This is a genomic window from Amycolatopsis sp. cg13 (assembly GCF_041346965.1).
GTDB lineage: Bacteria > Actinomycetota > Actinomycetes > Mycobacteriales > Pseudonocardiaceae > Amycolatopsis.
This window is the reverse complement of sequence record NZ_CP166848.1, coordinates 4,938,340-4,958,679: the sequence shown is the minus strand read 5'-3', so window position 1 is coordinate 4,958,679 and position 20,340 is coordinate 4,938,340. Positions and strand designations below refer to the sequence as shown.

Here is a 20,340-nt window from a genome sequence, read left to right as displayed (position 1 = left end):
CCCCACCTCTTTCTGTAGTGATGACTAAATAAATAGCCGCGTACGATGGGCGAGGTCAAGGATTCTGTATCGATCGCTAAAGAAGGTGGTCCATGTCACCCCGCGGCCGCCCGCGCGCGTTCGACCGCGAGCACGCGCTCACACAGGCCATGTTGGTGTTCTGGGAGCGCGGCTACGACGGCGCGTCGCTCGCGGAGCTGACTGAAGCGATGGGGATCAAGCCGCCGAGCCTGTACGCGGCCTTCGGGGACAAGGAGTCACTGTTCCGCGAAGCAGTGAAGCACTACCAAGCTGAGCACGGACGGCACACGATGCGCGCGTTGACTGAAGAGCCGACAGCGCGCGCGGCCATCGAGGCGATGCTTCGCAACAACGCTTGTGCGTACGTCGAACCCGGCCACCCCAAGGGGTGCATGGTCGTTCTCGCGGCCACCAACTGCACTCCGGCCAATGCTTCCGTGTGGGAGTTCCTCGCTGCTTCGCGCGACAACGTGCGTCGCGAACTCTGCGCGCGCCTTCGCCGCGGAGTTGAAGAAGGTGACCTCTCGGCCACTGTGGACACTGAAGCGCTCGGCGCGCTCTACGCGACTGTCTTTTATGGACTGACCATGCAGGCGCGCGACGGCGTCAGCCTCGACTCGCTGATGACCGTCATCGACCTCGCGCTCTCGATGTGGCCCGAAAACGGCGGAGGGGCGGCGTCCACTGTGGACACCGCCCCTTCCGCGCCGTGATGAAAGTCAGATGTGCGCCATGGTCAACGCGCGTTTGTCCTGTTTGATGATGTGGTCTCGTTCCGATTCGGACAGTCCGCCCCAGATGCCGTAGGGCTCGTGCACGGCGAGCGCGTGCTTGCGGCACATCTCCAGCACCGGGCACGACAGGCAGATCGCCTTGGCCCTGGCCTCGCGCCGCGCCCTCGCCGGTCCCCGCTCTCCGTCCGGGTGGAAGAAGGATCCGCTGTCCATCCCCCGGCACGACCCCTCCAGCTGCCAGTCCCACATGTCTGCGTTGGGGCCGGGGAGCCTGCGCGTGTCTGCCATCCTGACCGCCTCCGTCATCCGGTCGATGCCATTAGCTGCTCTGCTGTGGTGCCGATACTCCATTCGGTGCAACGGCGGTAACGTTAGAAGCGCGCCAATAGTTGTTCAATAGATCGGCGGCGATTCAGCCGTTAGGCATCCCCCAGATGTGTGAGCTGGGCTTTTGGCTCGGGTTGCCGTTACCGCGAGCTGGCTGGATATTGACCGGGTGGGATCCGGATCAGGCGATGGAGAACCCACCCTGCCGGTGGCCTCGGTCGCCCGCCGGCTCGGTGTCGCGCCGTCCACCCTGCGTACTTGGGACCGGCGCTACGGCCTCGGCCCCAGTCGCCACACCGACGGCAGACATCGCCGCTACGGCAGCTCTGACATCGGCCGTCTCGAACTTATGCAGCGTGCGCTCCTTCGCGGTGCTTCAACGGCGGAGGCCGCGCAGTACGCGTTAGAGCAGATGCCGCGCGCGGACTTCGTGCCAGCGCCTGCGGAGCCTGCCGAAGCAACGGAGACGAAGGGCGCTGCTGACGACGTCGAAGTCCCTTCGCGGCTCGCGCGCCGACTGAGTACTGCGGCGTTGGCGATGGATGTCGGCGCGGTACAGCGAATGCTTGTCGACGCCATCGGCGAGCTAGGCGTGCTTCAGGCGTGGTCCGGCGTGATTGACCCTGTTCTCACCGCGCTCGGCGCGCGGTGGCGAGGCGTGCACGCGGGCGCGGAAGTGGAGTACCTGCTTGCTGAGTGCGTGTACGCGGCATTAGTGCGCGCGACGCCGGTCCTCGACGAGCCTCGCAACCAACGGCCGGTCCTTCTCGCGTGTGTGCCCGATGAGCGGGACAACATGCCGGTGTACGCGCTCGCGGCCGCTCTCGCGGGACGGCGGATCGGCGCGCAGCTCTTCGGCATTGCGCTGCCGCAAGAAGTGCTGGCAGTAGCTGTACGGCGAAGCGCGCCAGCCGCGGTGGTGCTGTGGGCGAATCGCGCGAACGCCGACCCTCGGCTCTTCGCGCGAGTGTCTCGCGGACGGCAGCGGACGCGCCTGTTCGCTTGCGGCCCCGGCTGGGATCCGGCGCTGCTGCCGCCGAAAGTCGAGCTGCTCGGAGATCTTTCCGCGGCGGCCGACCGCGTGGAGCACGTTCTTGTCGGTGCTCCACGCTAGAAAGGTGAGGTGGACGAAGAAGCGCTGACGGCCCTCGCGTTCGGCTCGGACGCCGGGTCGGCGGCCCCGATACCTCGCGACGGCTCGCCAAGGCAATGCCTCCTGGCGGCGATCGTGCTGGGCGCCCGCGGCCGATACGCGGCGGCCGCGGCCTTGCTCGACCCGCTTCGCCGCGGCCGGGATCCGCTGACGGCCTCGCTGGCGGCGAGCACGCTCGCGTCGCATCGGCGACAGCTTGGCGGACACGTGGCGGCGCGGAAGCTGGACGGGGAGGCTCTGCTGGCGGTCGCACTGGGCGGAGCGGGGGAGCGCGGGGCTGGCGACGCCCCGGGGCTGGCCGGCGGCTTGGCAGCGACTGACTCCCCAACACGGTCCCCGCTGCCCGCCACTGCGAGCCCCAACGCTTCATCCGTGAGCCGAGACAGCCCCGGCAGCGCCCCCACCGAAGACCCCAACGGACTAGACCGCCAAGGCGCGCGAGCCGACGCCCTCCTGGGCCTAGCCGCCGACAACCTCGCCCTCAGCCGTATCTCCGCCGCCCGCCGCCTCGCCGTCCGGGCAGCGCAAACCGACCGTCGCTGGCGCGCGACCGTCCGGGGCGGCTGGGTGGGTGCCGAGATCGAACTCGCCGACGGTCAGCCCGAAGCAGCAGTAGCCCCGGCCCGGCTCGCCTACGAGACCGCCGTCGCCCGTCACGCTCAGCGACATGTCGTGAAGTCCGCCATCGTCCTCGGGGTCGCCCTGCTGGCCGCCCGAAAAAGTGGCGCGCGGGAGCTCGTGCTCGCCGCCGCCGAAGACGCCGAGAAATGTGAACTCGATTCACTTAATTGGGTGGCCGCGCGCGTCGCCGCTGATCTGGAGCCCGACCGGGCCGAGGAGTATCGATTCAGGAGTCGCCAGGTGTTGCACGCAGTGTTACGGCACGCGGATCCTTGCGTGATGCGCATCGCACACGAATCGCCGTGGGTGCCCGTCGGACCCGGGTAGGCCTGCGGGAACGGGCGTTCCGGCATCCGGGCTAAGAAACTTCAAAAAAAGCCACCGGATCGTGTCAAGGTTCGGACTAAAGCGTCCGATAGGGGAAGTGGAATGTCACCCGGCTGCAGGAAGGAAACCCCGTGACGACGGTCTTGATCTGCGACGACCGACGCAGTGTCCGCGAAGGGCTCACCCGTGTGATGTCCGCGGTGCCTGGGGTCAGTCGCATCGACTGCGTAGCGCACGGTGACGAGCTGCTGGCCCGGTACACCCGTCAGCCGGTCGACGTCGTGCTGGTCGGGACGCAACGCGCGGTCCCGACAGGCGTCGAGGCAACCCGCCGGCTCGTCTCCGCGAACCCCCAGGCGAACGTCATCGTCTTCGGCGCCCCGGACGACGCGGGCAGCATCGCGGCCGCCATCGCCGGCGGAGCGCGCGGCTACCTGCGCTGGGACGCCTCGCGGCCCGAACTGGTCGCCGCGCTGGCGCACACCCTGGCCAGCACCTCGGTGCCCGCGCCGCGGCAGCCGTCCGACCCGGGCGTGCAGCTCACCGAGCGCGAGCTGCAGGTGCTGCGCGGCATGAGCCAGGGCAAGAGCAACGGCCAGATCGGCCGCGAGCTGTACCTCTCCGAGGACACGGTCAAGACGCACGCGCGGCGGTTGTTCCGCAAGCTCGGCGTCCGCGACCGCGCGCAGGCCGTGGCGCACGGCTTCCGCCGCGGTCTCGTGTCCTGACCGAGGCAGAGCAAGCCAGTACGGGACTTCCGATCCGATTCCCGCGGTGACGAACGGGCCAGGGCAGCCAAGCCCTGGCCCGTACCTGTTGTCCTGGCCCCTGCTCCGCGTGCCTCGCCCGCGTCCCCACCGCGTGACGGCACTGCCCCAGCCCGTCTGCCTGCGACGATCGCCGTCCGGCCGCGCCCGGCGCGCCGGTCGCCACCTCTGGCGGTTGTCTGGTAGGACTCCGACGGTACGGTAGCTGTGACCGGCGCAGGACCGGGACGACCACGCGCCGGATTCTTTGCGCACCTACACGTAACGCTGGGACTGTTGTCTGCGATGGCCACTGTGGGGGATGGACTGGACGAGCCGGTCGCCGCCGCTGTCGAGGGAGACCCTCAGGCAGTGGAGCGGTTGCTGGCCGCCATTCGTCCCCTTGTGGTGCGGTATTGCCGCGCCAGGGTTGGCAGGCAGGAGCGTTCGTTCGCTTCGGCAGACGACGTTGCGCAGGAGGTGTGTCTCGCGGTGCTCACGGCATTGCCTTCGTACCGTGACCAGGGCCGCCCTTTCCTGGCGTTCGTCTACGGCATCGCCCAGCACAAGGTTGCCGACGCGCACCGCGCCGCGGCGCGCAACCGGGCGGAGCCGGTCGCCGAGATCCCCGACGAGATCGAGGGCGGCGTCGGCCCGGAGCAACGTGCTCTGCAGGGTGAGCTGAACGAGCGGATGGCGCAGTTGCTGCAGGTGCTGCCGGACAAACAGCGGGAAATCGTTGTTCTGCGGGTCGTGGTCGGACTGTCGGCGGAGGAGACGGCGGAAGCCGTCGGTTCCACGCCGGGCGCCGTCCGCGTCGCCCAGCACCGGGCGCTCGCCCGGCTGCGCAAGGTGCTTGCCGCCGAGGAGGTGATCTGAGTGACCGATCGCGAAGACCGGGACAGAGACCTGTCACCTTCCGCGCAGGCCAGCGGCCTGACCGGGTACGAAGCGGAAGCCGACGGCGACCTGACGGCCATCCAGGCCGACGACGCGCTGCTCGACGCGCTCGGCGGGACCGATCCGGCTGTCGCCGACGGGCTCGGGGACCAGGAACTGAACGCGCTGCTGCTCGCGTGGCGCCGCGACATCGACAGCGAACCGCTCGCTGAGCTGGTCGACGTCGACACTGCGGTCACCACGGTGAGGACCGCCACGCTGGCGCGCAAGTACCAAAGCCGCGGCCGTCGCCGCCGCTATCTCGTGCCGGTGGCCGCCGCGTGCGCCGCCGCCGCGATCGCCTTCACCGGCACCGGTCTCGCCGCCCGCGACGCGCAGCCCGGCGACACGCTGTGGGGCCTCACGAAGGTGCTCTACGCCGACCACGCCCGCTCCGTCGAGGCCGCCGCCGCGGCGAAGCTCGACCTGGAGAAGGCGAACCTGGCGCTGGCCGACAACCGGCTCGCGGACGCCCGGCGCGCGCTCGCCGACGCGCAGGCCGCGCTCACCCAGGTCACCGACGCGGACAACCGCAACCAGCTCCTGCAGCAGCACCGCGAACTGGCCGCTCAGCTCGGCCAGCCGACGGCCCCGCCCGCGGACCAGAAGCCGTCGACGCCGCCCGCCGTTCCGCCGGTGCACGACCCGGTCAGCAGCGCGGCGCAGCCGCCCGGCCAGTCGACGTCCCTGCCCGGCACCGGGGGCGGGCACACCAATCCGCCGCCGGTCACCTCGGCGACGCCGCTTCCGCCGGTGACGTCCACGCCGAGTTCGCCGCCGCCGTCGCCGAGCGCCACCCCGAACGATCCGGGCACGGGCAGCAGCCCGCGCAACGAGTCGTCGCAAGGGGTACAGGCGCCGAACGGCACCAGCGGTTCCTAGGTTTCACGAAGGTCCCGGCACGGACAGTGCCGGGACCTTTTTCGTTCACCGGTTTCAAGGGGGGAGGCGTGGTGCTGGTTTTCGGAGATCCCTACGAGACCGCCAGCGGGACAGTGCTGATCACGGTCACCCGGCAAGGCCGTCGAGGCGGGCCGGGGCGTGCGGTCGGGCTGTACACGATCGACTCCGACGGCGTGACCTGGACGCCCGCGGTCGACGGGGGCCGGATCGCGCTGATCGGGGCGTGCACCGGTTTTGTGGCGGCGGCGCTCGCGACGCTGGCCGTGGTGCACCGTCCACCGTGGCCGAATCTGACCGAGCGGGCGATGATCGCGCTGGCGGAGAGCCCGAAGCACCGGCGTTGAGCAGGTTGTCCACAAGTCGACACCTCTGTGGGCAACTCCTGTGGACAACTTGTCCGCGCACACGAAGAAGACCCTGGTGGCCAAACTCACCAGGGCCTTCTTTCAAGCTTTCAACGCTGTTCAGGACCGAAGAAGTCAGTACGCGCTTTCGTTCGCGGTGACCCCGTCCGCGAACCCGCGGCAGTAGTCCCAGCTCACGTAGTCCGTCGGGTTCGGGTCGAAAGCCGGCTCGTGCGGACGCATCCGGCCGTCGGACAGCAGCTGCTCCAGGCTCGCGCGCAGCAGCGTCCAGTCGTGATAGTGGGGTTCGTCGCACTCGCCGCAGTCGACCACGATGCCGCGGACCCCGCGAGGCTCCAGCAGAGCCTGGTACACGGCGAGGTCGGACAGGTCGGCCAGCAGCTCGGTGCGCTCGTCCGCGCTGATCGGCTCTTCCAGGTGGTCGTCGGGGTCGGGGATGGCCCGGGCCGGATCGTCCGGGTCGTCCGCGAACGGATCGGGGGGCAACACATCGTGCGGCACGGCCTGCACGCTACCCGCCGGGCCACCCACCCGGGCCAGTGCCCCGGCCCGGATATCATGAGGGGAAGGTCCGATCACCCTCGGCCCACGCCAGGCACCGCTGCCCGCGACTCCAGCCCGCTCCCGCCAGGAAGGCCCTTCGCCCCTCATGACCAGCGAAAGCATCACCCCCGCAGTGCCCAGCAAGTTCGCGATGCTCGGCTTGACCTTCGACGACGTGCTGCTGCTGCCCGCGGAATCGGACGTGGTGCCCAGCGCGGTGGACACGAGCACGCAGCTCACTCGCAACATCAAGCTCAACGTTCCGCTGGTCTCCGCCGCGATGGACACGGTCACCGAGGCGCGGATGGCGATCGCCATGGCCCGCCAGGGCGGGATCGGCGTGCTGCAGCGCAACCTCCCGATCGACGAACAGGCGGCGGCGGTCGAGGTCGTCAAGCGGTCCGAGGCGGGCATGGTCACCGACCCGGTCACCTGCGCCCCGGACGACACCCTCGCCGAGGTCGACGCGCTGTGCGCGCGGTTCCGGATCTCCGGCGTCCCGGTCACCGACGCCTCCGGCGCGCTCGTGGGCATCATCACCAACCGCGACATGCGGTTCGAGGTCGACCACACGCGCCTCGTGAGCGAAGTCATGACGAGGACGCCGCTGGTGACGGCGCAGGTCGGCGTTACCGCGGAAGCCGCGCTCGGGCTGCTGCGCCGCCACAAGATCGAGAAGCTGCCGATCGTCGACGGCGCGGGCAAGCTGCGCGGCCTGATCACGGTCAAGGACTTCGTGAAGACCGAGCAGTACCCGCGGGCGTCGAAGGACCCGGACGGCCGCCTGGTCGTCGGTGCCGCGGTCGGCGTCGGGCCGGACGGGCACAAGCGCGCGATGGCGCTGGCCGAGGCCGGGGTGGACGTGCTGATGGTCGACACCGCGCACGGTCACTCGCGCGCGGTCGTGGACACGGTGCGGCTGCTGAAGAAGGAACTGGGCGAGACCGTCGACATTGTCGGCGGCAACGTAGCCACGCGGGCCGGTGCGCAGGCGCTGGTGGACGCGGGCGTGGACGGCGTGAAGGTCGGCGTCGGCCCGGGTTCGATCTGCACCACGCGGATCGTCGCGGGCGTGGGCGTGCCGCAGATCTCCGCGATCTACGAGGCGGACCAGGCCTGTCGTCCGGCGGGTGTTCCGGTGATCGGCGACGGCGGCATCCAGTACTCCGGCGATATCGCGAAGGCCATCGCGGCCGGTGCGTCCACCGTCATGCTGGGCAGCCTGCTCGCGGGTACCGCTGAGTCGCCTGGTGACCTGATCCTGGTCAACGGCAAGCAGTTCAAGGTCTATCGCGGCATGGGCTCGCTGGGCGCCATGCAGTCGCGCGGCGAGGCGAAGTCCTACTCCAAGGACCGCTACGCCCAGGACGACGTGCTCAACGAGGACAAGCTGGTGCCGGAAGGCATCGAGGGCCGGATCCCGTTCCGCGGCCCGCTGTCGAACGTCGTCCACCAGCTCGTCGGCGGTCTGCGCGCGGGCATGGGCTACGCGGGCGCGGAGACGATCGCGGCGATGCAGGAGGCGCAGCTGGTCCGGATCACCGCGGCCGGGCTGAAGGAAAGCCACCCGCACGACATCACCATGACGGTCGAGGCCCCGAACTACACGACCCGCTGATCGACCCTGTTCGCCCGCTCCTCCTTCCCGCCACACTGGATCTCCAGGTGACGACGAGGGGAGCGGGCGAATGCGGTTTTCCCGGAGGTTCGTGCTGACGGCGGCTGCCGCGATGGTGCTCGGGGGAGGGGCGGCTTCGGCGGCCGCGGCGGATTCGCCGGACAGCTCGCTGTGGAAGCGCACCGAGCTGTACTTCGGCACCGCCAAGCCCGGCGGCGGCGAGGTGACCGAGAAGGAGTTCGCGGACTTCTCGGCGAAGGACATCACGCCGCGGTTCCCAGACGGCTTCACCCAGCTCGAGGGCACCGGTCAATGGCGGTCCGGCGGCGGCGCGGTCGTCCGCGAGCATTCGATCGTGCTCGTGGTGCTGTATCCGCCGACGAACCAGCACGCGAACGCCGACCTCGAACAGATCCGCACCGACTACAAGCACCTGTTCGATCAGGAATCCGTGCTGCGGACCGATTCCACCGCACGCGTCTCGTTCTGAGCGCGGTTCCACCCGAGCAGCAGCAACGGCGTCGCCAGCATCAACGCGCCCGCCAGCCCGAGTGCGCCGCGCGTGCCGAGCCACGTCGCCACCACACCCCACACCAGCGTCAACCCGGCGGTGGCGGCGCCGTTGCTGATCCGCCACGCGGACAACACCCGGCTCACGTACCCGTCTTCAGTCTCTTCGAGCCGGTACGTCGCGAGGACGGTGCTGTACGCCGCCGCGCAGATGATCAGGCCGAACTCGACCGCCATCACCCAGAACAGCCCGCCGATCCCGGGCGGCACGAACGCCAGCAGCACGACCCAGCAGGTCCGCACCGCGCCGAGGATCGGCAGCAGGCGGACCCGGCCGTAGCGCGGCACCAGCCGGCGGGCGAGCCGGGAGCCGATCAGGCCGCCGAGGCACGGGACGCCGAACGCGAGCCCGTACTGCCAGGTCGGCAGGCCGAGTTCGCCGAGCAGCAGCACCGCCAGCACCGGCGAGGTGGCCATGATCAGGCCGTTGACCAGGCAGGAGCTGAGGAAGAGCATCCGCAGCCGGGCGTGCCGGAACACATACCGCCAGCCCTCGACGAGGTCGGTCGCGCGGAAGGCAGCGGGCCGGGGCGGTTGGGGCTCGCGGGTGCGGATCGTCGAGAGCGAGAGTGCGGAGAGCAAGTAGCTGATCGCGTCGAGGATCACAGTGGCGAGCGGGCCGAAGAACCCGATCGCCGCGCCGCCCGCCGGCGGGCCGAGCGCGGTCGCGGTCCACAGTGTCGTCTCGAACCGGCCGTTGGCGGTGAGCAGGTCTGGACCAGCCGCCAGTGACTTCAGATACGCGCCGCTCGCCGAGGTGAAAGCGATGTTCGCCGCCGCCACGATCACTGACACCGCGACGAGCTGGGCGAAGGTCAACAGGTCGAGCAGATACGCGGGCAGCAGCGTGAGCAGGGCGGCGAACCGGACGAGGTCCATGGCGATCAGCACCGGTCGTTTCCGCCGGAACTCCACCCACGGACCGAGCGGAAGCGCGGCCAGCGAACCCACCGCCAGCCCGGCTCCGGCCAGCAACGACACCTGCGCGGCACTGCTGTGCAGCACCCGTACCGCGATGATCGAGAAGGCGTCGAGGGCGAAGTAGGTGCCCGCGACGCTGACCGCGTACGCCAGCCACAGCCGGTGAAAGTCCTTGCCCAGCGCCAAATCCGTCCCCCTCGCTCAGCCGGGCAGCCAACCACCCGCCCGCGCCGGTGGCAAACAACCGCGCGCACAACCGGTGGTTGTCGCCACCGCAACGGTCCCCCGCGCGCAGGTCACCCGTGCCGACTCGCGACAATGGACCGCGAAGGCGTCAGGCGCGAGAAGGGACATCACGTGCGGGATCTGGTCGAGATCGGCATGGGCCGCACGGCGCGGCGGGCGTATGACCTCGATGACGTGGAGATCGTGCCGTCGCGGCGGACGCGGTCCTCGTCGGTGGTGTCCACTGCCTGGCAGATCGACGCGTACCGGTTCGACTTGCCGCTGGTCACCCACCCGACGGACGCGATCGTGTCGCCGGGGACCGCGGTGGCGGTCGGCGAGCTCGGCGGCCTCGGCGTGCTCAACGCCGAAGGGCTGTGGGCCCGGCACGCGAACGTCGAAGAAGCGATCTTCCGCCTCGTCCGCGCGGCCGAGGACAGCGAGGACCCGACCGCGGTCGTGCGCGAGCTGCAGGAGCTGCACTCCGCGCCGATCCGGCTCGACCTGCTGACCGAGGCGATCAAGACGGTCCGCGAATCCGGCGTGACGGTGGCCGCGCGGGTCAGCCCGCAGCACGCCGCCGAGCTGACTCCGGACCTGATCGCCGCCGGCGTCGAGATCCTGGTCGTGCAGGGCACGATCATCTCCGCCGAGCACGTGCAGCGCGACGCGGAACCGCTCAACCTCAAGGAGTTCATCGGCCGTCTCGACGTGCCGGTGATCGCCGGCGGCGTGAGCGACTACCGCACGGCGATGCACCTGATGCGCACCGGCGCGGCGGGCGTCATCGTCGGTCACGGCTACACCGAGGGCGTCACCAGCACCGACCGCGTGCTCGGCATCGGCACCCCGATGGCGACGGCGATCGTGGACGCGGCCGCCGCCCGCCGCGACTACCTGGACGAGACCGGCGGCCGCTACGTGCACGTCCTCGCCGACGGCGGCATCACGACGTCCGGCGACATCGCGAAGGCGATCGCCTGCGGCGCGGACGCGGTCATGCTCGGCGCCCCGCTGGCGACCGCGTCGGACGCCCCGGGCCAGGGCCTGTACTGGACGGCCGCGGCGGCGCACCCGTCGCTGCCGCGTTCGCGCGTGGTGGAGGGCCCGGACTCGGACTACGCGGTGGACCTGAAGACGCTGCTGTTCGGCCCGTCCTCGGACGCGGAGGGCGTGGTGAACCTGTTCGGCGCGCTGCGCCGCGCGATGGCCAAGACGGGGTACTCGGACCTGAAGGAGTTCCAGCGCGTCGGGCTGACCGTGCGCGGCTGAGGTGCCAGGACTTCGCGGTTGAAGCGTGTCCGCCCAGGCCGAAACGACTGGCTGGGCGGAGCGGGTACGTGAGGGGAACCCTGAGGGAATCAGATTCCCTCAGGGTTCCCCTCACGTACTTTGCCCAGGTGAGGTAACTCGTCAGTAACTTAACTCTGGCCTGGCGGCTTCCCGGGGGTTACCCTCTTTCCTGTGACTGCCAGTAACACCACCACCGCGCGGCAAGAACTCGACTACGACGTCCTCGTCGTCGGGTCCGGGTTCGGCGGCAGCGTCGCGGCGTTGCGGCTGACCGAGAAGGGCTACCGCGTCGCGGTGGTCGAGGCGGGCAGGCGCTTCGCAGACGACGAGTTCGCCAAGACGTCCTGGGATCTCAAGCGCTACCTCTGGGCCCCGCAGCTCGGCTGTTACGGCATTCAGCGCATCCACATGCTCAACGACGTGATGGTGCTGGCCGGCGCCGGCGTCGGCGGCGGGTCGCTGGTCTACGCGAACACGCTGTACCGGCCGCTCAAGCCGTTCTACCAAGACCGGCAGTGGGCGCACATCACCGACTGGGAAAGCGAACTCGCGCCGCACTACGACCAGGCCAGCCGCATGCTCGGCGTCGTCACGAACCCGACGATCACGCCGTCCGACGTGGTGATGCGGGACGTCGCGAAGGACATGGGCGTCGAGGATTCGTTCCACGCCACGCCGGTCGGGGTGTACTTCGGCAAGCCAGGCGAGACGGTGAAGGACCCGTTCTTCGGCGGTGCCGGGCCGGATCGGGTCGGGTGCACCGAATGCGGTTCGTGCATGACCGGTTGCCGGGTCGGCGCGAAGAACACGCTGGTGAAGAACTACCTGTACCTCGCGGAAAAGGACGGCGCGAAGGTCATTCCGCTGACCACGGTGACGTCGGTGAGCCCGCGCAGCAACGGTTACGTGATCACGTTGCAGAAGACCGGAACCCGTTCGCGGCGTTTCCGGACTACGGTCACGGCGTCGCAGGTGGTGTTCGCCGCTGGTACTTGGGGCACGCAGAACCTGTTGCACCGGATGAAGGACACGGCCGCGCTGCCGAAGTTGTCCGGCAAGCTCGGCGAGCTGACCCGGACGAACTCCGAGGCGATCATCGGCGCGGCGCGGACCACTGTGGACGCCGAGCGAGACTTCAGCCGCGGGGTCGCGATTACCTCGTCGATCCATCCGGACGAGAACACGCACATCGAACCGGTGCGTTACGGCAAGGGCAGCAACGCGATGAGCCTGCTGCAAACCGTTGCCACTGATGGTTCTTCGCCCGTTCCGCGCTGGCGGCAGGCTCTCACGTTCCTGGTCCGGCACCCGGTGCAGTCGGCGAAACTGCTGAACGCGTACCGGTGGAGCGAGCGCACGGTGATTCTGCTGGTGATGCAGAGCCTCGACAACTCCATCACCACCTATACCCGGCCCGGCCTTTTCGGACGGCGGAAGTACACGTCGAAACAGGGCCACGGCGAGCCGAACCCGAGCTTCATCCCGGCCGGGCACGAGGCGAACATCCTTACCGCGGAACGGATCGGCGGCATGCCGGGCGGCACCTGGGGCGAGGTGTTCGACATCCCGCTCACCGCGCATTTCATCGGCGGCGTGCCGATCGGCGACAGCGCTGACACCGGCGTCATCGACCCGTACCACCGGGTTTACGGCTATCCCGGACTGTCCGTTGTGGACGGTTCGGCGATCACCGCGAACCTCGGCGTGAACCCGTCGCTCACCATCGCCGCGCAGGCGGAGCGGGCCTTCTCGTTCTGGCCCAACAAGGGCGAAGCCGACGAACGGCCCGAACAGAGCAGCGGGTACGCCCGGATGGAGCCGGTCGCGCCGAAGAACCCGGCGGTTCCGGCGAACGCCCCCGCGGCACTGCGCCGCTGACCTAAGATCGTCCGGTGACGACTGCGGCGCTGGACCGGATCCGGGAATTGCACGACGAATGGGCACGAGTCGCCGAGGCGATGCCGGAGACGGCGTTCGCCGAGCCGAGCGCGCTGCCCGGCTGGTCGCGCGCGCATCTGCTCACCCATCTCGCGCGTAACGCGGACGCTCTCGGGAACCTGTTGACCTGGGCCGAAACCGGCGTCGAGCGGTCGATGTACGGCCCCGGCAACGCCCGGGACGACGACATCGAGGCCGGCGCGGGCCGCGCTCCGGCGGAGATCGTGGCCGATCTGGTGGCGTCCGGAAAACGGCTGACCGACCATGCCGCGCGGCTGTCGGACGAGACCTGGGCAGCGCGCGTCCGCCACCGGCACGGTGGCGAGCTGACCGGCGCGGACGTGCTGACGCTGCGGCTTTCCGAGACCACGATTCACCTGGTCGACCTCGATGCCGGCCATGATTTCGACAGCGTCACCGCGCTTCTCGGCGAGCATCTCGACGCGGTGATCGCGACGCTGATCAGGATGTGTCCGCGTCCGTTGCCTTCGTTCCGGATCACCGATGGCGTCCGTACCTGGACTCTCGGCGATGGCGGTGATCTCGTGGCCGGGACGCCGGGGACGGTGCTGGCTTGGCTGACCGGGCGCGGTGATGGTTCGGCGCTTTCCGGGCCGGTGCCCGAAATGGCCCCGCTGCTCTGATTGTGACCGGATTGCCGGGTGGCCGCGAGTTCGTCCTCGGCCACCCACTCGCCGAGGCTGGGCGCGCGCCCGGTAGGCGGTCCGATGTGGACAGTTTTTCACCCTTGCGGCATTGCTGACCGGACTTTTCGCAACCGACCTGAGGTCTGAGGCGTCTGAATGAACATGACAGTCGGGAGAAGGACGTTTTTGCGCGCCGCCGGATTGACCGCGGTCGGCGCGGTGGCCGCGGCGTGCACGACGAAACCGGGGCCCTCGGTGCCGCAGACCAGCCCGACGTCGAGAGCGACCGTGCCGCCGAGCACCAGTTCGAAGCCGTCCGGGCCGCCGGATTGGAACGCGTTGCGCGGCAAGCTCTCCGGGGACCTGGTGCTGCCCAGCGACGGTGGATTCGCCACCGCGAAACGTGCGTTCAACCCGCTTTTCGACGGGCAAAATCCAGCGGCGGTCGCGAAATGCGCGAAGCCGGAGGACGTGCAGGCGTGCGTTGAGGCGGCTGGCGGCCGGATCCCGCTCGCCGCGCGCAGCGGTGGGCACAGCTATGCCGGGTATTCCGCGCCGGACGGCGGGCTGGTCATCGACGTCGGCGGCATGGCCGGCGTGGACATTCAGGGCGACCAGGTCGTCATCGGCGCGGGCGCGAAACTCGGGGACGTCTATTCGGAGCTGGCGAAGGCGGGTCGTTGCCTGCCGGCGGGTTCCTGTCCGACGGTCGGCATCGCGGGGCTCGCGCTCGGCGGCGGAATCGGGGTATTGACCCGTAAATACGGTTTGACGTGCGACCGGCTGCAGTCCGCGCAGATCGTCACGCCGGACGGCAAGCTGCGCACGGTGAGCGCGCAAGTGGACGGCGACTTGTTCTGGGCGCTGCGCGGCGGCGGGGGCGGAAACTTCGGCGTGGTCACGTCGTTCACCTTCAGTACCGTGGAAGCGCCGACCATCACGGTGTTTTCGCTGAAGTTCCAATCCGGTTCGGCGGGCGACGTGGTCGACGCGTGGCAGCGCTGGCTGCCGAGCGCTCCGCCCGAATTGTGGTCGAACTGCGTGGTTTCCGGCGGTCCGAGCGGGGCGTGCCGGATCGGCGGAGCGTTCGTGGGCGGTTCGGCGGGCCTGACGTCAGCGCTCAGCGGATTGTCGGTGTCGCCGTCCACCCGCACGATGAAAACCCTCGGCTACGGCGCGGCGATGAACTATTTCTCCGGCAGTTCGGAACGGCAGACTTTCGTGGCGTCGTCGCGGATCATCACCGATCCGGTCGACGGCGGGAAGATCGCCGATCTCGCCTCGGGGCACAAGGGGATGGATCTGCTCATCGACGGTCTTGGCGGCGCGGTGGGGGATATCGCGCCGGCGGACACGGCTTTCCCGCACCGGAAAGCGCTGGCCAGCATCCAGGTCTACGCCCCGGCCACCGCGAGCAGCCAGGACACCGCGCGCAAGTCAGTGTCCACTGTGGTCTCCGGACTGGCGGACGCCGGCGCGCGCGGCGGCTACGTGAATTACATCGACCCGGACCTGCCGGACTGGAAGTCGGCCTACTACGGCGACAACGCGGCCCGGCTGGACCAGGTGGCGAAGAAGTACGACCCTAACGGGGTTTTCAAGTTCGCTCAGTCCGCTTGAGGCGCGGGCCAGACGTAACGCACGTCTGGCTCGCGCTCTTCATTTCGCTGCCCGTCGGTGTATTCGACGGCGACGAAACCGTGGCGGCGGTAAAACCGTTGCGCTGACTCGTTGATCTGGAACGTCCACAGAGTCAGCCCGCCGGGGCGGAGCTGTTTGGCCAAGTCCACCAACTGATTGCCGATGCCGCGCCCGCGCCACGGAAGGTCGAGATAGAGCTGTGTCAGCTCTGCCCCGTCGAGCACGAGCAGTCCGGCCACAGTGGACTTGGCCACCGCTACCCAGGTTTCCTGCTGCGGCACCACGATATTCGCGAACCACCAACGCACCGCGTCGTCGTCATGGGCGCGCCGGACGGTCGGCAGTGCGGCGGTGAACGACCGCAGCCACACGTCGGCGATGTCGCGTGCGTCAGCGGCCGTTGCCCGTCGCAAGTCCACTGTGGTCAGAGGTCGACTCCGGTGAAGACCGTGACTCGCTCCTCGGTCAGGTCGTGCATCGCCGACAGCACGCCTTCTCGGCCGACGCCGGAACCCTTCACGCCGCCGTACGGCATCTGATCCGCGCGATACGACGGCACGTCGCCGATGATCACGCCGCCGACTTCCAGCTCCGCCGACGCGTGGAAGGCCAACTGCACGTCACTGGTGAACACCCCGGCCTGCAACCCGTACGCGGACGCGTTCACCGAAGCGAAAGCCTCGTCCACCCCATCCACAATGGACACCGCCAGCACCGGCCCGAAGATTTCTTCCGACCAAGCCTTGGCGTCCGCAGGCACGTCAGTCAGCAGAGTCGGCGCAACCGTTGCGCCCGAACGGGTTCCGCCAGTCAGCACCCGCGCGCCACCAGCCACCGCTTCATCGACCCACGCGATGATCCGTTCCGCAGCAGCCTCGTCGACGACCGGGCCGACGTCAGTGTTGCGGTCATACGGATCGCCGGTTGCCTGCGCCTCGACGGCCTCGGTCAGCGCGGGCACGAACTCGTCGGCAATCGCCGCGTCCACGATCACCCGCTGGACCGCAATGCACGACTGGCCAGCCTGGTAGTTGCCAAAGGTCGCGATCCGCTGCGCAGCACCCTCGACGTCCGGCCAATCACGCAGCACGACCGCCGCCGCGTTGCCGCCGAGTTCGAGCACCACGTGCTTGCGTGCCGCCGCGTCCGCGATCGACCAGCCGACCGGGCCGGATCCGGTGAACGACACCACCGGCAGCCGCGGGTCGGCGACGAGCGCCTGAGTCTCCTCGTTTCCCAGCGGCAGCACGGAAAACGCGCCGTCGGGGAGGTCGGTCTCGGCGAGCAGTTCGCCGAGCACCAGCGACGACAGCGGCGTGCGCGGCGCGGGCTTGATGATGATCGGCGCGCCGACCGCGAGCGCGGGCGCGACCTTGTGCGCCACCAAATTCAGCGGGAAGTTGAACGGCGCGATCCCGAGCACCGGCCCGCGCGGCACCCGGCGGGTCAGCGCGAGCCGGGCGTCGCCGGACGGGTCGGCGTCGAGCCGCTGGACGTCGCCGCTGAACCGGCGCGCCTCCTCGGCCGCGATCCGGAAGACCGAAATCGCCCGCTTGACCTCGGCCTCGGCCCACTTCAACGGCTTGCCGTTCTCGGCCGTGATCACCTCGGCGAGTTCCTCGGCGCGCATCGCGAGCCCGCGCGAGACGTGCTCCAGCGCGGCCGCGCGCTGATGCGCAGGAGTGCGCCGGAACTCCTTCGCGACCGCGGCCGCCGCGGCCACCGCCCGCTCGACCTGGTCCGCGCCGGGCACCGCGACCGTCGCCACTTCGCTGCCGTCGAACGGGTGGTGCACCACGAGGGTGCTCGCGCCCTGCTCAGCCTGACCGGCGATCCACGCGGCCCGCGGCTGTGGGGTGATCGTGTCCATGCGCCCAAGGTATTAGGCGCCACCTGGCCCGGCACGCCGGACCAGGTCCTTCTTTTGTGGCACCTGTCCTGGCGCGGAGATGACATTTGTCGGGGGTTTCTCGCGGATCGTCGCCATATCGTCAGCGCATGACCAACTCGGTTGCCTCTCGCTGGTCCGCCAACCCGGCGGTGGCCTTCTTCGCCCGCGTCGGAACACCGCGCCGTCCGGCGCTGACCGGCGCGGTGTTCCTCGTGACCGCAGCCGTACTCATCGCCCAACTGGCGGACCCGTCCCTCTTCGACCGCTTCAAGCGCGACGCCACCGCGATCGACGCCGGGGAGTGGTGGCGACTGCTGACCGGCATGTTCTTCCAGGACGGCAAGCTGTTCGGCGGGATTTTCAACCTGGTCGCCCTCGCTGTCGTCGGCACCGTGGCGGAATGGTGCCTCGGCCGCGTCTCCTGGTTCGTCCTCTACTTCGGATGCGGACTGTTCGGCCAGTTCCTCAGCTACGTCTGGCTGAATCCGGTAGGCGCGGGCAACTCGATGTGCGTTGCCGGGCTGCTCGGCGCGCTCGCCGTGGTCGTGCTGCGAGCGCGCGCCGCTCAGCCGCCGCAGGGGTTGTACCTCGCAGCGCTGCTGATCGTGCCGCTCGCCGTGCTCGACACAGTGCTGCACGACAACCACGGCATGCCCGCCCTGCTCGGGATCGGGTTGGGACTGCTGGTCAGCGGTTTCGGTAAAGGTCGCGCAGCAGCAGGATCTCCGCGCAGTGGTGGATCATCTCTCGGCTGATGTGCAAGACCAGCGCGGCCATCGACAGCTCCGCGTACGGCCCTTCAGCCGGGCCGCACGGGCGAGCCAGCGCTTCGGCGTCGAGACTGCGTACGCCGGCCATCCAGGTCGCGTACGCGTCGTCGAGCTGCTTCAGCGCTTCGTCGGCAGAGCCCGCGTACGGGAAGTCCTGATAGGACGTCGGCGGCCCGCCGAAGTGCGACGCGGAGCGCATGCCCAGCACGCCCGGGATGATGTGGCCCAGCCGCCACGCGATCGTGGTCACCGGCGGGGGAGTCGGCTCCGGGAACGAGAAGTCGATGGTGAAGTCGCCCGTGCCGGGTTGGTCGTCGCTCGTGCGGGGATGCACGGTCCAGCAATTCTCGACCGGCTGCCAGAAGTACTCGTCGTCGGTGAGGCCTTCCAGCTTCGGGCGCACGTGGTGCTGCCAGTGCCAGTCGAGCTGTTCGGCCAGTTCGTTGGTCCAGTCGTTGGTCATGCGGGCACGGTAAGCCGGTTCGCGGACAGCGGCTGTCCTCATTCCGGGGGCATTGCCGACGTGACGGGGCCCACCTGGGACGATGGTGGCAAAAGCGCTGATACCTGGAGGTCTTGGGTGGCCACTCCCACCGGTCCGGTACTCGTCATGGACTTCGGGGCGCAGTACGCGCAGCTGATCGCCCGTCGCGTGCGCGAGGCGCAGATCTTCTCCGAGGTCGTGCCGTCCAGCGCGACCGTCGAGGAGCTGCTCGCCAAGAACCCGTCCGCGATCATCCTGTCCGGCGGTCCGTCGAGCGTGTACGCCGAGGGCGCTCCCGCGATGGACCCGAAGCTGGTCGAGGCCGGCGTGCCGATCCTCGGCATTTGCTACGGCCACCAGCTGCTCGCCCGCGCGCTCGGCGGCGTCGTCGAGCCGACCGGCGTGCGCGAGTTCGGCCGTACTGACGTGCGGATCGTCGGCGAGGGCGGCGTCCTGCACACCGGGCTGCCCGGCCACCAGACGGCGTGGATGAGCCACAACGACAGCGTCACCAAGGCTCCGGAGGGCTCGGTCGTCACGGCCAGCTCCGACGGCGCCGAGGTCGCCGGTTTCGAGGACGTCGAACGGCGTTTCGCGGGCGTGCAGTACCACCCGGAGGTGGCGCACTCGCCGCACGGCCAGGAGGTGCTGCGCCGGTTCCTGTACGAGATCGCCGGCGTCCGGCCCGGCTGGACCACTTCGTCCATTGTGGACGAGCAGGTGGCTGCGGTCGCCGCGCAGATCGGCGACGGACGGGCGATCTGCGGCCTGTCCGGCGGCGTCGACTCCGCGGTCGCGGCCGCGCTCGTGCAGCGCGCCATCGGAGACCGGCTGACCTGCGTGTTCGTGGACCACGGCCTGCTGCGTGCGGGGGAGCGCACCCAGGTCGAGCGCGATTTCGTGGCCGCGACCGGCGTCAACCTGGTCACCGTGGACGCGCGCGAGCGGTTCCTGAACGCGCTCGCCGGCGTCACCGACCCGGAGCAGAAGCGCAAGATCATCGGCCGCGAGTTCATCCGCGTGTTCGAGCAGGCCGAGCGCGACCTCAAGGCGCAGGGCGACTACCGGTTCCTCGTGCAGGGCACGCTGTACCCGGACGTCGTCGAGTCCGGCGGCGGCGAGGGCACCGCGAACATCAAGAGCCACCACAACGTCGGCGGCCTGCCCGATGACCTGCAGTTCGAGCTGGTCGAACCGCTGCGACTGCTGTTCAAGGACGAGGTGCGCCGCGTCGGGCTCGAACTGGGGCTGCCGGAGACCATCGTGCAGCGCCAGCCGTTCCCCGGGCCGGGCCTGGGCATCCGGATCATCGGCGAGGTGACCGCGGACCGGCTGGAGACCCTGCGCGAGGCCGACGCGATCGCCCGCGAGGAGTTGACGGCGGCCGGGCTGGACCAGGAGATCTGGCAGTGCCCGGTGGTGCTGCTCGCGGACGTCCGCAGCGTCGGCGTCCAGGGCGACGGCCGCACTTATGGTCACCCGATCGTGCTGCGCCCGGTGTCGTCGGAGGACGCGATGACCGCCGACTGGACGCGGCTGCCGTACGAGGTGCTGGAGCGGATCTCGACCCGGATCACGAACGAGGTGTCCGAGGTCAACCGCGTGGTGCTGGACGTGACGAGCAAGCCGCCGGGCACCATCGAATGGGAATGACATAGAAAAA

At 69.5% G+C, this 20,340-nt stretch carries 21 protein-coding genes; 15 read left to right on the top strand and 6 right to left on the bottom strand.

Going from position 1 to position 20,340, the window contains the following annotated elements; genetic code table 11:
• Positions 1-92 precede the first annotated feature (92 nt).
• Positions 93-734, top strand: a complete 642-nt coding sequence (locus AB5I40_RS22750; RefSeq protein ID WP_370932151.1) for a TetR/AcrR family transcriptional regulator — start codon at positions 93-95, stop codon at positions 732-734.
• Positions 735-740: 6 nt separating this feature from the next.
• On the opposite strand, the gene AB5I40_RS22745 is transcribed toward AB5I40_RS22750, so the two are convergent.
• Positions 741-1,043 (bottom strand): WhiB family transcriptional regulator, encoded by a 303-nt coding sequence (locus AB5I40_RS22745; protein WP_037816439.1) that lies wholly within the window; start codon positions 1,041-1,043, stop codon positions 741-743.
• Between the two features lie 247 nt (positions 1,044-1,290).
• On the opposite strand from AB5I40_RS22745, the gene AB5I40_RS22740 reads away from it, so the two are divergent.
• The 6 genes from AB5I40_RS22740 (at position 1,291) to AB5I40_RS22715 (ending at position 6,115) form a co-directional block, all read left to right on the top strand.
• A complete protein-coding gene (locus AB5I40_RS22740; RefSeq protein ID WP_370940581.1) occupies positions 1,291-2,196 on the top strand; it encodes a MerR family transcriptional regulator in 906 nt (301 codons plus the stop codon).
• 9 nt (positions 2,197-2,205) lie between these two features.
• Positions 2,206-3,183: a hypothetical protein gene (locus AB5I40_RS22735; RefSeq protein WP_370932150.1), complete on the top strand. Its 978-nt coding sequence runs from the start codon at positions 2,206-2,208 to the stop codon at positions 3,181-3,183.
• A 131-nt stretch (positions 3,184-3,314) separates the two neighbouring features.
• Entirely contained in the window at positions 3,315-3,911 is a 597-nt protein-coding gene (locus AB5I40_RS22730) for a response regulator transcription factor (RefSeq protein ID WP_020662719.1), read from the top strand.
• Positions 3,912-4,235: 324 nt separating this feature from the next.
• Positions 4,236-4,808 carry a sigma-70 family RNA polymerase sigma factor gene (locus AB5I40_RS22725; RefSeq protein WP_009072423.1) on the top strand — a complete coding sequence of 191 codons (573 nt, stop codon included), beginning with the start codon at positions 4,236-4,238 and terminating at the stop codon, positions 4,806-4,808.
• Positions 4,809-5,750: an anti-sigma-D factor RsdA gene (locus AB5I40_RS22720; protein WP_344270381.1), complete on the top strand. Its 942-nt coding sequence runs from the start codon at positions 4,809-4,811 to the stop codon at positions 5,748-5,750.
• Between the two features lie 71 nt (positions 5,751-5,821).
• Positions 5,822-6,115: a hypothetical protein gene (locus AB5I40_RS22715; protein WP_370932149.1), complete on the top strand. Its 294-nt coding sequence runs from the start codon at positions 5,822-5,824 to the stop codon at positions 6,113-6,115.
• Between the two features lie 135 nt (positions 6,116-6,250).
• Here AB5I40_RS22715 and AB5I40_RS22710 read toward each other — a convergent pair whose 3' ends face one another.
• Positions 6,251-6,646: a DUF5319 domain-containing protein gene (locus tag AB5I40_RS22710; RefSeq protein WP_009072430.1), complete on the bottom strand. Its 396-nt coding sequence runs from the start codon at positions 6,644-6,646 to the stop codon at positions 6,251-6,253.
• A gap of 139 nt (positions 6,647-6,785) precedes the next feature.
• On the opposite strand from AB5I40_RS22710, the gene guaB reads away from it, so the two are divergent.
• Positions 6,786-8,297, top strand: a complete 1,512-nt coding sequence (gene guaB / locus AB5I40_RS22705; protein WP_370932148.1) for an IMP dehydrogenase — start codon at positions 6,786-6,788, stop codon at positions 8,295-8,297.
• A 70-nt stretch (positions 8,298-8,367) separates the two neighbouring features.
• Positions 8,368-8,787, top strand: a complete 420-nt coding sequence (locus AB5I40_RS22700) for a DUF3574 domain-containing protein (RefSeq protein ID WP_344270389.1) — start codon at positions 8,368-8,370, stop codon at positions 8,785-8,787.
• Here AB5I40_RS22700 and AB5I40_RS22695 read toward each other — a convergent pair.
• A complete protein-coding gene (locus AB5I40_RS22695; protein ID WP_370932147.1) occupies positions 8,739-9,974 on the bottom strand; it encodes an MFS transporter in 1,236 nt (411 codons plus the stop codon). The genes AB5I40_RS22700 and AB5I40_RS22695 overlap by 49 nt on opposite strands.
• A 171-nt stretch (positions 9,975-10,145) precedes the next feature.
• Here AB5I40_RS22695 and AB5I40_RS22690 point away from each other — a divergent pair, with 171 nt between their 5' ends.
• The 4 genes from AB5I40_RS22690 (at position 10,146) to AB5I40_RS22675 (ending at position 15,511) form a co-directional block, all read left to right on the top strand.
• On the top strand, positions 10,146-11,285 hold the full coding sequence (locus AB5I40_RS22690; RefSeq protein ID WP_370940580.1) for a GuaB3 family IMP dehydrogenase-related protein: 1,140 nt from the start codon (positions 10,146-10,148) through the stop codon (positions 11,283-11,285).
• A gap of 192 nt (positions 11,286-11,477) precedes the next feature.
• Positions 11,478-13,184 carry a GMC family oxidoreductase N-terminal domain-containing protein gene (locus tag AB5I40_RS22685; protein WP_370932146.1) on the top strand — a complete coding sequence of 569 codons (1,707 nt, stop codon included), beginning with the start codon at positions 11,478-11,480 and terminating at the stop codon, positions 13,182-13,184.
• 14 nt (positions 13,185-13,198) lie between these two features.
• Positions 13,199-13,888 (top strand): maleylpyruvate isomerase N-terminal domain-containing protein, encoded by a 690-nt coding sequence (locus AB5I40_RS22680; protein ID WP_370932145.1) that lies wholly within the window; start codon positions 13,199-13,201, stop codon positions 13,886-13,888.
• A gap of 159 nt (positions 13,889-14,047) precedes the next feature.
• The gene (locus AB5I40_RS22675) at positions 14,048-15,511 is read left to right on the top strand and encodes an FAD-dependent oxidoreductase (protein WP_370932144.1); all 1,464 of its coding nucleotides are present in this window, start codon (positions 14,048-14,050) and stop codon (positions 15,509-15,511) included.
• Here AB5I40_RS22675 and AB5I40_RS22670 read toward each other — a convergent pair.
• Complete coding sequence (locus AB5I40_RS22670; RefSeq protein WP_370932143.1) at positions 15,499-15,951, bottom strand: N-acetyltransferase family protein; 453 nt, start codon at positions 15,949-15,951, stop codon at positions 15,499-15,501. The two genes, AB5I40_RS22675 and AB5I40_RS22670, sit on opposite strands and share 13 nt — an antisense overlap.
• A gap of 5 nt (positions 15,952-15,956) precedes the next feature.
• Complete coding sequence (locus AB5I40_RS22665; RefSeq protein WP_370932142.1) at positions 15,957-17,402, bottom strand: aldehyde dehydrogenase family protein; 1,446 nt, start codon at positions 17,400-17,402, stop codon at positions 15,957-15,959.
• Positions 17,403-17,530: 128 nt separating this feature from the next.
• On the opposite strand from AB5I40_RS22665, the gene AB5I40_RS22660 reads away from it, so the two are divergent.
• Positions 17,531-18,178, top strand: coding sequence for a rhomboid family intramembrane serine protease (locus AB5I40_RS22660; RefSeq protein ID WP_370932141.1), 648 nt, complete (start codon positions 17,531-17,533; stop codon positions 18,176-18,178).
• Here the strand turns inward: AB5I40_RS22660 and AB5I40_RS22655 are convergent.
• Positions 18,111-18,656, bottom strand: a complete 546-nt coding sequence (locus AB5I40_RS22655; protein ID WP_370932140.1) for a DinB family protein — start codon at positions 18,654-18,656, stop codon at positions 18,111-18,113. The two genes, AB5I40_RS22660 and AB5I40_RS22655, sit on opposite strands and share 68 nt — an antisense overlap.
• 117 nt (positions 18,657-18,773) lie before the next feature.
• Here AB5I40_RS22655 and guaA point away from each other — a divergent pair, with 117 nt between their 5' ends.
• Positions 18,774-20,330 (top strand): glutamine-hydrolyzing GMP synthase, encoded by a 1,557-nt coding sequence (guaA, locus tag AB5I40_RS22650; RefSeq protein ID WP_370932139.1) that lies wholly within the window; start codon positions 18,774-18,776, stop codon positions 20,328-20,330.
• Positions 20,331-20,340: the final 10 nt, after the last annotated feature.

What these genes read in the sequence shown, in the direction of transcription:
- AB5I40_RS22750 (WP_370932151.1), top strand. Translation starts at nt 93, where the DNA reads ATGTCACCCCGCGGCCGCCCGCGCGCGTTCGACCGCGAGCACGCGCTC.
- AB5I40_RS22660 (WP_370932141.1), top strand. Translation starts at nt 17,531, where the DNA reads ATGACCAACTCGGTTGCCTCTCGCTGGTCCGCCAACCCGGCGGTGGCC.
- AB5I40_RS22700 (WP_344270389.1), top strand. Translation starts at nt 8,368, where the DNA reads ATGCGGTTTTCCCGGAGGTTCGTGCTGACGGCGGCTGCCGCGATGGTG.
- AB5I40_RS22745 (WP_037816439.1), bottom strand. Translation starts at nt 1,043, where the DNA reads ATGGCAGACACGCGCAGGCTCCCCGGCCCCAACGCAGACATGTGGGAC.
- AB5I40_RS22675 (WP_370932144.1), top strand. Translation starts at nt 14,048, where the DNA reads ATGAACATGACAGTCGGGAGAAGGACGTTTTTGCGCGCCGCCGGATTG.
- AB5I40_RS22655 (WP_370932140.1), bottom strand. Translation starts at nt 18,656, where the DNA reads ATGACCAACGACTGGACCAACGAACTGGCCGAACAGCTCGACTGGCAC.
- guaB (WP_370932148.1), top strand. Translation starts at nt 6,786, where the DNA reads ATGACCAGCGAAAGCATCACCCCCGCAGTGCCCAGCAAGTTCGCGATG.
- AB5I40_RS22665 (WP_370932142.1), bottom strand. Translation starts at nt 17,402, where the DNA reads ATGGACACGATCACCCCACAGCCGCGGGCCGCGTGGATCGCCGGTCAG.
- AB5I40_RS22725 (WP_009072423.1), top strand. Translation starts at nt 4,236, where the DNA reads ATGGCCACTGTGGGGGATGGACTGGACGAGCCGGTCGCCGCCGCTGTC.